Annotated in this window: 12 protein-coding genes; all 12 read right to left on the reverse strand. The window is 52.4% G+C overall.

From position 1 onward, the window contains the following. Positions 1-40: 40 nt before the first annotated feature. A complete protein-coding gene (locus tag NR121_RS00760) occupies positions 41-559 on the reverse strand; it encodes a TlpA disulfide reductase family protein (protein ID WP_054819802.1) in 519 nt (172 codons plus the stop codon). 17 nt (positions 560-576) lie between these two features. Further along, positions 577-1761, reverse strand: coding sequence for an acyl-CoA dehydrogenase family protein (locus NR121_RS00765; RefSeq protein ID WP_054819801.1), 1185 nt, complete (start codon positions 1759-1761; stop codon positions 577-579). 111 nt (positions 1762-1872) lie between these two features. After that, positions 1873-2643 carry an ABC transporter permease gene (locus NR121_RS00770; protein ID WP_054819810.1) on the reverse strand — a complete coding sequence of 257 codons (771 nt, stop codon included), beginning with the start codon at positions 2641-2643 and terminating at the stop codon, positions 1873-1875. Between the two features lie 16 nt (positions 2644-2659). Beyond that, entirely contained in the window at positions 2660-3793 is a 1134-nt protein-coding gene (locus NR121_RS00775) for an ABC transporter substrate-binding protein (RefSeq protein WP_082660716.1), read from the reverse strand. 33 nt (positions 3794-3826) lie between these two features. Beyond that, positions 3827-4678 carry an ABC transporter ATP-binding protein gene (locus NR121_RS00780; RefSeq protein WP_054819800.1) on the reverse strand — a complete coding sequence of 284 codons (852 nt, stop codon included), beginning with the start codon at positions 4676-4678 and terminating at the stop codon, positions 3827-3829. A 94-nt stretch (positions 4679-4772) separates the two neighbouring features. Next, positions 4773-5954, reverse strand: coding sequence for a CaiB/BaiF CoA transferase family protein (locus tag NR121_RS00785; protein WP_256830157.1), 1182 nt, complete (start codon positions 5952-5954; stop codon positions 4773-4775). 21 nt (positions 5955-5975) lie between these two features. Further along, positions 5976-6569 (reverse strand): cysteine dioxygenase family protein, encoded by a 594-nt coding sequence (locus NR121_RS00790; protein WP_256830158.1) that lies wholly within the window; start codon positions 6567-6569, stop codon positions 5976-5978. After that, entirely contained in the window at positions 6569-7702 is a 1134-nt protein-coding gene (locus NR121_RS00795; RefSeq protein ID WP_062408104.1) for an LLM class flavin-dependent oxidoreductase, read from the reverse strand. The genes NR121_RS00790 and NR121_RS00795 overlap by 1 nt, the downstream gene beginning before the upstream one ends. Then, complete coding sequence (locus NR121_RS00800; protein ID WP_054819797.1) at positions 7695-8420, reverse strand: CoA-transferase; 726 nt, start codon at positions 8418-8420, stop codon at positions 7695-7697. The genes NR121_RS00795 and NR121_RS00800 overlap by 8 nt, the downstream gene beginning before the upstream one ends. Next, positions 8404-9270, reverse strand: a complete 867-nt coding sequence (locus NR121_RS00805) for a CoA transferase subunit A (RefSeq protein ID WP_062408102.1) — start codon at positions 9268-9270, stop codon at positions 8404-8406. Before NR121_RS00805 ends, NR121_RS00800 begins: the two co-directional genes overlap by 17 nt. A 32-nt stretch (positions 9271-9302) precedes the next feature. Next, the gene (locus tag NR121_RS00810) at positions 9303-10316 is read right to left on the reverse strand and encodes a sulfonate ABC transporter substrate-binding protein (RefSeq protein WP_074728330.1); all 1014 of its coding nucleotides are present in this window, start codon (positions 10314-10316) and stop codon (positions 9303-9305) included. A gap of 249 nt (positions 10317-10565) precedes the next feature. Then, on the reverse strand, positions 10566-11498 hold the full coding sequence (locus NR121_RS00815) for a LysR family transcriptional regulator (protein ID WP_082660986.1): 933 nt from the start codon (positions 11496-11498) through the stop codon (positions 10566-10568). Positions 11499-11649 lie beyond the last annotated feature (151 nt).

The following is an 11649-nucleotide window of genomic DNA, read 5'->3' on the forward strand; positions in this document are numbered from 1 at the left end:
CACGATTCGGTCCTTTGGCCAAAGTCCAAAGCCGGTTTGTTTACGGGGCGAGCTCCTGCAGCATGCCTAACAGCCGTTCCCGCGGAATTTCCCCGATCAACAGATCCTCGACGATCCCGTCCCGGCCGATGAGATAAAAGGTTGGCAAGTACTCCACCCTGTATCGTTCCGTGACTTCGCCTTTTTCGTCGAGCAGTACCGGAAAGGGTAAACGATGGGCCTGGACAAAGCTTCTCACCTCCTTCAGATCGTCCTGATGCGTCACATTGACGGCATAAAAAGCGATCCGGTCCTTAAACTCCCCGTACAATTCGCCAAGTACTGAGGCTTCCTTCTTGCAGTACTCGCACCAGGAAGTCCAAAAAACCAAAAATACCGCTTTTCCATCCGCATCTTTACGGATATCCACCCATCGACCATCCAGATCAGGCAGCTTCACCTCGGGAGCGGCGGCGTTCGGTGCCGCAAAAGCACTGTCCTCTTGCTTGTTCCAAAACGAATAGCAGGTGAAAACCAGCAGCACGACAATGGCCAAATTCACGATGGCATTTCTTTTCATCTCGTCCCCGAAGCTCCTTAAAAGAACGAAGAGGACTGCGGAAATTGGCCGTTCAGCGCCCAATTTCCCAATTCCTTCAGCTTGTATTCGACCGGATCGTGAAGCGTATGCGTGCGAAGATTGCGCCAAAAACGGTCATAACGGTATTCGGACGAAGTCGCCCGGGACCCCATCACCTCGAACATACGGCTTGTAATGTCCAGCCCGACCTGCGTAGTCATCACCTTCGCCGTTGCAATGCTCATCATGCATTCTCCCCGTACCCGTTCCGTCAATCCCCACTCCTTCTCCCAGGCCGATTGAAAATCCCGGGCGGCCCGTTCTACAAGCACTCGGGCGGCTTCCAACCGGACCCACATGTCGCCGTAATGGCGAAGAAAATACGGATCCTGAGCAGCGGAGGAGACGCCGGAAGCAGGCCAGGCTCTGGCGCTTGAAGCCGTGTATAATTTGGCCTGTTCGAACGCCCCTTCCGCGATACCCAAATATACATGCGTCAGAATAATTTGCGAAATGGAGCTGCGAAGTTTGGAAAATTCCGTCCCGACCGGACCTGGTGTGTCAAGCACCTCGCCTAATTCTACCGGAACCCGGCTAAATTCGATACCCCCGCTGTCCGTCTGCCGCTGCCCCATATTGTCCCAATCATTCAATACGTTCACTCCTTCCCGACGGGTAGGAATGACGGCAATCAGAGGGCCGTTTCCCTCTTCATGCTTCGCGGAAACGAGCAGCAAATCCGAATCCGTAGCACCGGAGCAGAACCGTTTGGTTCCGCTCAAGTAATAACGGTCGCCTTCACGAACGGCAACAAGCCGTTGATCCAGCGGATTAAATGCGTTTCCCCAGAACAAGGGTTTGTTCGCCGTTTCCATATAATATCGGCGCTTCTGTTCCTCGGTTCCATACATATGCGGTGTGACCAAATTCAGAAAATGATATCCGAACAAATGCGCAATGGAACTGTCGACCCTGGCAAATCGTCGAACGATCTCCAGTACGGTTAGCCATGTATCCCCACAACCGCCAATGCTCTTGGGCACCAGCAAGGCGAGCAAGCCGCTTCTCCTGATCAAATCCCGTTCCGCTTTCGCCGTACCTCCTTTGATATCCCGCTCTACGGCGGTCAGGGAAAACGTATCAACCAGTTCATCGGCCACAGCCAAATAATCGATGGGTGCCTGATGCGAAATCGTAGTCATTGCGAATCTTTCCCTTCCTTGAAGTGAAGGGCTGATCAGCCAAAAGCGGTACAGCCCGTTTCTTCCTCCCTCCGGCTGTGCGATGCGGAGGGCCATTTGGATGCGCTATAGTTATAAAGTTTTGTCATCGAGCTGCGTCCAAAACAAGTATTTGTTTTTGATCTTGTCAAAAATGAGCATGATGGCCAGGATGACCAGGCTGTTGAAAATCATACCCGCAACAACGTTTTTATAATCGGAAAAATCACTGTAGTATTGAATAAAATACCCCATGCCCGATTTGGCGCCGAACATTTCCGCCACGGTCAGAATAATGAAGGCGAATCCCAGCGCTACGCCCGCTCCGTTAAAAATGAACGGCAGCGCCGCCGGAATGATCACCTTTGTGAGAAGCTTTCCGCTTCTTAGCCCTAACGCGCGGGCGTTGTCCAGATAATGCCGGTCTATAAGCAATACGCCTTGAATGGTACCGAGCAGGATAGGCCATAACGCGCCGGCGAAAATCAAAAACACGGATGCGGATTTAAACGTAGGCAAAAGCGCTATGGCATACGGAATGTACATCGTAGGGGGAATCGGGCTCAACGCATGGAAAATCGGCATCAGCGGTTTCCTCAGCGCAGGATGCAGCGCGACCGCCAACCCTACCGCTATTCCCGCAATGACGGCGGAGAAATATCCGCTTAGAAACAGCTGCATCGAGCTGATGAACCCCTCCAACAGCAGCCCTTTACTTTTCCAGAAGGCAAGCAGGACGGCCTGCGGATTCGGGAACAGCACGGGATTGATCTTTTTGGCGACATCCGTAAAGTAAATCCATGCCGCCAACACGGCGGCTACGATAAGCAAAGTACCATAATACGTTTTAACAAACCGTTTCAACGCGAAAAACAGCTCCTTATCCAATATTTTGCTGGTTGAAACGCTCCTTTACTTTTTGGAAAAACGGCTCGTCCGGCTCGGAAGCGATCAGTTCTTCAACGGCTTCTTTGTACAACGACGTATCGATGTATTTGGTAATATCAATGTCTTTTCCTTCCTTGATATAGCCGATGTCGTTCATGTTTTCCCACATTTTGACGATTTCTTTCTTGTTCGGATCGGAATGATTCAGCATATGCGGTTCGATGATCGACTTCTCCATAATTTTGTCGTCAAGCCTGATGTGGGGCCTGCTGGCGTCAATCGTCACCTTCGGATCTTTTTCTTTGTCCCGTTCCGCCTTAATGATCGCTTTCAGAAACCGTTTGAAGGCTTCCCGCTTTTCCTTCACGTCGCCCGTCTTGGCCACGATGCGGCAGCATACGTGATCGGGCTGCAGATCGTTGCTCCATGTGACGGCGACCAGCCCCCCTTCCTCCGCCTCGTATAACGTGCCCGGCGATCCGACCCCGACATCGACTTTGCCTGATTTAATCGCTTCAAGCAGCATGGAATTGTTTTTGAATTCGATCAGTTCAATGTCTTTTTTCCAATCGATTCCGGCTTGGCTCAAAGCGGAACGGAAGACGATATCGCCGGTATACAGACGAAGGGTGCCCACTTTTTTCCCGCGAAACCCTTCGATCGTCTTGAACTGATCCTGGTTTTCTTTTTTGGCATAGACCGGGCTGCCGCCGGACAAATGCCCCCCGATAATTGAAAAATCCGATCCTTGGGAGATAAATGTCAACGGACCTGCGGTTCCGAAGGATACGCCGACATCGATTTTCCCGGCCTGCAGGCCGTTTAATCCGTCCGCTGTAGACGCAAAAGGCACAAAATTGACTTTCAGGTTTTGCTCCTTAAAATACCCCTCGTATTCGGCAATGAATCCGAGCTGGGTGCCCAACGATTGGCCGTAGCCGACATTGAGTTCAAACGTTTGATCCTGTTTTTGGGCCTGATCGGACTTCCCGGCTTGCTCCGAGACCGCAGGCTGCGGAGCTGCCGACTGCTGGCCGCAGCCTGTGACGAGCACTGACAGGGCAAGGCCGGAAGCGAGTATCCAGGCAAATGATTGTTTTTTCCGATGAACTTGAACTTTATACACCCATGTTCCTCCTCTATTATGTTTTTTACGAATTCAGATCCGGTCACCCGGATAGAAGACCGTTTCCTCTCTTTCCAGCTTTTCGAATAACCCTTTATTCATGTGATCCATCAATTGATCCCTCAGTTCGGTAAATTCCGGGGATTGGAACACCTTTTTCCGCTGCCGGGGCCTTGCGAACGGAATTTTCAATTCATGTGCAACGATGCTGGGAGGACCGGGCGAAAACAACAGGATCCGGTCTGCCAAAAACAGCGCTTCTTCCACATCGTGCGTCACGAACAGTACGGTCTGGCGGCGATCCTGCCATAACTGCAGGATGAGATCCTGCAAATGAACGCGGGTCACCGGATCCAGCGCGCCGAACGGTTCATCCATAAGCAGCAGATCCGCCGACAAAGCAAGCGCCCGGGCGATGGCGGCACGCTGGCGCATTCCCCCCGATAATTGTCCAGGGTATTTGTCGAAGGCATGTTCGAGCTGTACCATTTGCAGATATTCCTGCGCGACCTGTTGAATCTCCTTTTTTTTCTTTTTCATCACCTGGCTGAGTGCAAGCATGACATTTTCCCCAGTTGTCAGCCAGGGAAACAAGGAGTAGTCTTGAAACACGATCGCACGCTCGATCGACGTGTCCCGAACCGGTTCGCCATCGATTTCAAGCTTTCCGCGCGTTGGCAGGGATAAACCGGACACCAGGCGGAGGAATGTGCTTTTGCCGCATCCGCTGGGTCCCATCAAAACGACAAACTCCCCTTCGCGAACGGTAAAATCAATATTTTGCAAAATGTCCTGATGACCATAGCCAAACCCGACATCGTTTGCCCGGATCTTGATTGGGACATCTTCAGTCAACGGTACATCTTTTAGCAAAGTCTTTGCCAAACGGGAGCCCCCCTTCTTCCAACATTCGTTCCCATAAGCGTCCGATAGGTAACGGACTTCTTCAGATATCTCTTCCGCAAGCCGGCAGTCCCGTTTAAGGGTCGACTGAATCAAGCCATTCCTTGAAAACTTCTTCCGTATGCTCGCCCCTTTGCGGAGGATGGCGGTATACGGAAAAATCGTAGCCGGTCACCTTGACCGGGAACGGAACCGTCCGGGTTGTTAATCCGTTGGGTAACTGCAAATCCTTCACCAGCCCGATTTGATGAACGGCCGGATCATGCAAAATGTCCTCGTAATCGTTGATGGGCGCGCACGGTACGCCTCTTCGGTCAAACTCCTTCAGCCATTCCCCGGCCGTCTTCCGCGAAAAGGACTGCTGCAGCAAAGAAGCCAGCTCCTTTTGGTTTTTAGCACGGAGGGTCTGCGTCACAAAGCGGGGATCGTCAATAAGCTCGGGGCGATCGGCGGCTTCACATACTTCCCTCCACAGCTTGTCATTGCCTGCGGCGATCACAAACGGTTTGTCGCTTCCGTAAAACCCCTGGTACGGGGCGTTGCGCGGATGGGCGGTCCCAAGCCGCTTGGGAGAGATCCCGTTGCCGTAATATTCACTGTGCTGCAGCGCAGAAATACCAAGGACGCTGCCGAGCATGGAGCAGTCGATATAGGCGCCTTTTCCGCTTTGACTCGCTTGCAGGATGGAAACGGCGATGCTGTAAGCACCGTAAAGTCCGGCGGCAAAGTCGGCTATCGGCACTCCGCATTTGACAGGTGTACCGGTTTCTTCTCCGGTGACGCTCATCAAGCCGCTGATCGCCTGAATCGTCACGTCAAAAGCGCCCTTCTGCGCATACGGGCCCTCTTGGCCGTATCCGGAGATAGAGCAATAGACCAGTCCGGGATTTTCCGCCGACAGCGCATCGTAACCCAAGCCAAACTTCCGCAGCACCCCGGGACGGTAGTTTTCGATAATGATATCGGCCTTTCCGCACAATTTCCGCAAAGCTTCAAGCTGTTCCGGGTCCTTGAAATCGACCGTAATACTTCGTTTGTTGCGGTTAAGGGAGGCGAAGTTTGCACTGTAGGACTCTCCCTGTTCATTCACAAAGAAAGGCGGCCAATCGCGCATGCCGTCTCCGCTGTCAGGTCTTTCCACCTTCACCACGTCGGCTCCCAAATCAGCCAGAAGCATGCCTGTAAACGGGCCGGCCGCGATCTGCCCGAACTCGATGACCCTAAGCCCCGAAAGCGGCCCTCCCTGTAATGTGCTCATGATTGCATCACACCTCCCTTTCTACATATCGGCATAGATCGGCACGTCATTATCATGCTTCGTGACCACATCACGCAAAGCGCCCGTTGCGGGATCGTGGATGTGCCGCTCCTGCTTGCCGATATCAGCGCCGTATACATGGATAGTAACCGCCACTTCGCTATGTGGATTGGACACGCCGTGAATATCGTAATCCGGAGGATAAACGAAGGAGATATCGCCCTTCGTGGCATGCACCGTTCCCACTTCCTCAAGCGTATAGCGCCTCGGAGCCGCTTCCCCATGATCCACTCTCCGGTAACGCTTCTCTTCCACCGCTCCCTTGTAGATGCCGACCAGCCCCCATACCAAATGATCGTGCACCGGGGCTACCTGTCCGGGCCCCCATACGAAGGCGATCACGGAAAAGGCTTCATCCTCGGGCTTATACAACAAATATTGGGCATATTTGTGCGGTAATGGCTGCTGATACCTTTCAGGCAGGAGTTCGTCGGATTGCAGCAAAGTTTGTAAAAATGGGCGAACTTCATCCACAATGGTTCGGAAATCGCCTGTTCGGGAAAGAACGGAACGAATGTCGGCCTCCAACTCTTTAAAACCGTATGCTGTGCTCATTAGTGAAGTACACCTCTCTCGGATGGTATTTCATTTTTTTGCAGCTTCGCATGCACTCTTGGAATCACATCTCTTCCAACGGCCTCAATGGTTTCCAGGTGCGGAAACCCTCTAAGCAGCACTTTATCGAATCCCAGGCCGACATATTCTACGATCCGGTCCGCTACTTGATCGGGTGTGCCGACCAAGGCGATGGAATTGCCGCTGAGCACCTGGGTCAGCCCGGCCCATAAATTCGGACCGATCCGGAAATGATTTTCCTTGGAATCCAGCATCAGTTGATGCAGACGCTTCAGACCGACGGATTCGCCTTTGTCGCTGGCTTCCGCCTTCTTCTGAATGACGGCGGGATCGGCCTTGCTGATCAGATGATTGGCATTTTCCCACGCTTGCTCCTCCGTATCGCCCAAGACGACCTGGAATGAAATGCTGTAGCTGAGTTTCCGATTGCGAACGGCCGCCAACCGTTGGATCTCCCCGATTCGTTCGCGGATATTGTCCAGCGTCTCCCCCCACATCATATAGACATCGGCGACGGAAGCCGCGACCGCTTGGCCGGCTTCCGAGGCGCCCCCGAAATAGATCTCCGGATTTTTCTGAATCGGCTTCGGATAGAGAGACGCATTTTTTAGCTTGTAAAATTCACCTTCGTGATCGAAGTTTTCTTCACTAAACAAACGTTTCAATACCCGAATGAACTCATCGGTACGCCGATAGCGGGTAGCGTGATCCAAAAAATCGCCGTCGCCGGCAAGCTCGGCGGGAGACCCTCCGGTAACGATATTGACCAGGGCACGGCCACCGGACAAGTAGTCAAAGCTGGCAAACTGTCTCGCAAACACGGACGGGGCGGTAAAGCCGGGGCGCACGGCGAACAGGAAGCGGAGCCGTTCCGTGGCGGGAATCAGCGCCGTTGCGATGATCAACGAATCGAGGCAGCTGCTGCCGGTCGGAAGCAGAAGCGTGCCGAATCCGCCCTTCTCCGCCGCCTGCGCAATGCGTGAGATGTATTCCAGGGTAGGCTCGCGTTCGGCCGTCGTGCTCCATGCGTCCAGCCTTTGAGCATTGTAATTGGAAGTTCCCACGTACTGGCCGTCCCCGAAGGTAGGCGCCATCGTAATAAATTCAACCATTTCCAATTCCTCCTTTAACGAATGCGGGATAAATTTCCTGAAGCGCCGCTTTCACTTTGCTTCGCAAAACATCCAATTGCTGCGGGGACGGCGCTTCGATGCGCGGAACGTCGCCTTCGATCCCCAGATCAAAGCCTGTTTTCCCCTGCACTTCTTCTGCCGTCGTTCCCGGCGCGATCGCGGACAATTGCAGCCGGCGCGTAAGCGGAGCGGGCCTCAGTACGGCAAGCGGGGTATATACTGCTTCCAGACGCCCAGCGCCCTCCTGCCGGAAATCAGGAGAAGCGCTGCTGCTGACAAAATCCAATCGTTCGGGAAACCCCTTTGCATGATGGTCGGTTTTAAAAAGGAAAATCCTTTTGCAGCGGTAATACACCATAGATGAACCGGCACCTCCGGGAAGCCTGACCTTCGGGCGGGCATAGTCGCCGATGACATGTAAATTGATATTGCCCCAACAGTCGATTTGGGCCCCGCTCAAGAAGAACACATCGACAAGGCCGCGCTGGATGTAATCGAAAAATTCCTTGGTCCCCTCAAACGGCCATTCCCGCTCATACCCCATGATGTAGGTTTGGGCGCGGGGGGCATGGGTTTCTTTGGCCAGCAGGGCCGCCGCCGCCGGCACCGGAGAACTGTTGCCTACGGCGATCGTTTCCCCGTCATGAAGCTCGCGGGCCAAAGCACAAATCATGAATTCTTCAGTCGAGTATTTCATGCTGACTCTCCTTACGGCTGCAGTAAACGGAATAGTCCTCGTGCCTCGTGTAAGAAAACACATACTGCTGCAAGTACTTTTCAAACTCGTTCGGATGTCCGGCCGCTTTCAAATAAGTTTGCATATGGGCTTCATCCGCAGGGTAAAAGCCTGGACAGCTTGTCGGGTAGGCTCCGAATGGCGCTTCTACCACAGTATGGATGTACAGCGCCGGAATGAACGTTCCCTTTTCACGATCCAATTCCCCGGGAGCCACCACCTCCTCTACCGTCACAATGACATGGCGCGAGGCTTGGGCAAGCAGCCGGTTGTTCTGCAGCCTGCTGGCGACCACGTTGCCTTGCGTATCCGCCTGGTAAGCGTGAAATATACACACATCCGGACGGATAGCCGGTACCACGACGACTTCCTCTTCCGGCCGATAAGGGTTGCGAATGAGACGAAAATCATCTCTGACCTGCAAATAGTCCGTTCCCAGCAACCCTGGAACGGGGATAAACGGAAGCCCCATGGCACCCGCCTGAATCGCAGCGGCCATAGCCGGACAAGCGTGTTCGCGAACCTGCAGCCGCCCCTCCTCCACCGCACGGCGGTAATGGGGAGCAAAGCCGAACTCTCCCAGGATGATTTGCGACGCTTCCACCGTCTCCACACATCCGGCACCAATCAGCAGATCGGCGTTAATGGCCGCCGATCCGCTGCATAGGAGGTGCAGGCCGCTGGCCCCGGAGCGGATCAGCTCGCGCAGCAAAGCCATGGGCGACATCTCCATGCTGCCGCTGATCGCTACCGTATCCCCATGATGTATAAGCGCAGCCGCTTCCGGCAGCTCCAGAAATTTCGTTCCCATAGAAGGGCTTCACCCCTTTGACCTCTAACTGCTTACTGATTTTTCGGTATCCAGACATTTTCCCTGACGTTGATCTTCTTGGAAACAAGTCCGATCTTCAGGAATGTATCTGCAACGCTCTGCTGATCCTGTATGATTTCCTCATCGATCAGCTTGATGGTGAGAGGCCTTCTCCGCAAAGATTGTTCCCAGACCGCCACGTCAAGCTGCGTTTCCGCAGCAAGCAATTTGGCGACTTCCCCCGGATTTTGGTTAATCCATTCACTGATGTTTTGGAGCTCCTGAACCAGCGCTTGCAGCACCTCGGGGTGCTTTTCAGCGAACTCTTTTCCTCCCAGGTAGAACGTTCTGTAAATGACGAGCCCTTTCCCATCGGCCAGAACCCGATTTCCGGCAAGCTCGGCTGCCGAGAAGAAGGGATCCCAAACGACCCAGGCATCCGCACTTCCCCGTTCAAAAGCGATGCGTGCATCCGGAGGAGCCAAGTAAACCGGTTCGATATCATTCAGCGTCAATCCGACCGAAGCAAGCGCCTCATTGATCAAATACTGGGAAATCGACGCCTTGTTGAACGCTACTTTTTTGCCTTTCAGATCGGCGATCGTCTGGATCGGCGAATCCTTTTTTACCAGAATGCCCTCGCTTTGCGGACTGGACGGTTCACTGGCTACATACAGAAACGGCAGACCGCGCTCTTGTCCGAACAATACCGGCGCATCGCCGGCGATGCCGAAGTCAATGCTCCCGGTGCCCAGCGCCTCCATGACTGAAATGCCTGTGTTAAATTCAGACCATTGGACCTTCGTTCCAAATGGAGCCAATTTTTTTTCCAGCTCGCCTTTGGCCTTCAATACCATCAATGTTCCCGACTTTTGATAACCGATCCGAAGGACCGATTTTTCCGCATTCGGTTTGGCGGTCTGCCCGCCGGATGCTTGACTGTTGTTATTTGCGGTCCCGCAGCCGATCAACATAATGGATAGCGTGAACAGAGCGATAACGGATAAGATCATGCTGCGCTTCTTTCTTTTTCGTTTGAAATTCATAAAGCCAACCTCCCCAGGCATCCATCCCGGAAAACAAAAATTTGACTGCAATAAAAAAGAGACGCCAACATAACAAGTATGCTGGGTCTCCGGGGGTCCGGTGGATCCGAAAATGTATAATCATGTGTTCAATCAAGCAAGTCTTTCATCTCCGGTTGTCCGGCAGAATTTCACAGTTATCCGATCGGGTTAATATAAGCATACAATAATTCATCAGATTTGTAAATTTGATAAATAAGAACAAAAGCTTCAAAAATTTTGAACTTCTTTATTCTGTACTCCCGTAATTTGATCGCATTTTTGATTTAGCAAACCGTCCCTTAACGTGCTGATCAGCTTTTCTCCTGCAGATCCAAGTGCCTTATAATCAGACTTCAGCAAAATGCCTGTCACCAGGCCGGTATCCAAATCATGGATTGGTTTTAGCACCGTTCCTTCCGGGGGAGGCGTTACTGTAATGATCGGAACCACCGCAATGCCAAAATTGGCTTGAACATAATATTTCAATGCGGACATGGTGCTGATTTCAATACCAAAATACGGACTTCCGCCTTTTTCCAGCAATGCCGCTTCCAATTTTTTTCGGTATGGACAAATCGTAGTCGTAAGCAGCAACCGTTTGCCCCGCAGGTCTTTTAAATAAATCTCATGTTTCCCCGCAAGATCGTCCTGCTTGGGAACAAGCAGCGCAACCTTTTCTGCGAAAAGCGGCTCAAACGTGGTTCCCAAACCTGTATCCGGTACACTGCATATGGCCAAATCAATTTTGCCCTCGATCAGCATTTCCCGCAACACGTACGTATTGCCGATTTGAATGCTGATTTGCACCTTGGGATAGCGTTCCATGAATGGAGCAAGGATTTTGGGCAGCCGATAGCTGGCCGCAGGTTCCATTACACCTAACCGAACTACACCCGCTTCCCCCTGAATCCATTCCGTCATGGCGCTTTGAAGGTATTCATAATCTTTTAACAGCAGATCCGCCTTCTCATGAAACAAACGTCCCGCCTCCGTCAAGCAGACTTTCTTGCTGCGTTCAAGCAATTTGACGCCCAGGTCGGATTCAAGTTTTTGGATATGCATCGTTATGGTGGATTGCACATATTTGAGTTCTTCCGCCGCTCGTTGAAAACTTCCCAGCTTGACAATCGTTTGAAACGTTTTTATCGTCCGCAAGTCCATCCTATCACCTTTACCTTTTTTTTGTTGAACCAACTTCATCTCTTCTTGCGTCGGAACAACCTTACCGATTCGGATAATAAAAAAAGCATGAGGATAAGATTCCCCATGCCTCCGGTTTACCGGTACGCTCTTCATATCTGTTCGAATAAAC

Source organism: Paenibacillus sp. Pae15, from assembly GCF_024519685.1.
Lineage (GTDB): Bacteria > Bacillota > Bacilli > Paenibacillales > NBRC-103111 > Paenibacillus_G > Paenibacillus_G naphthalenovorans.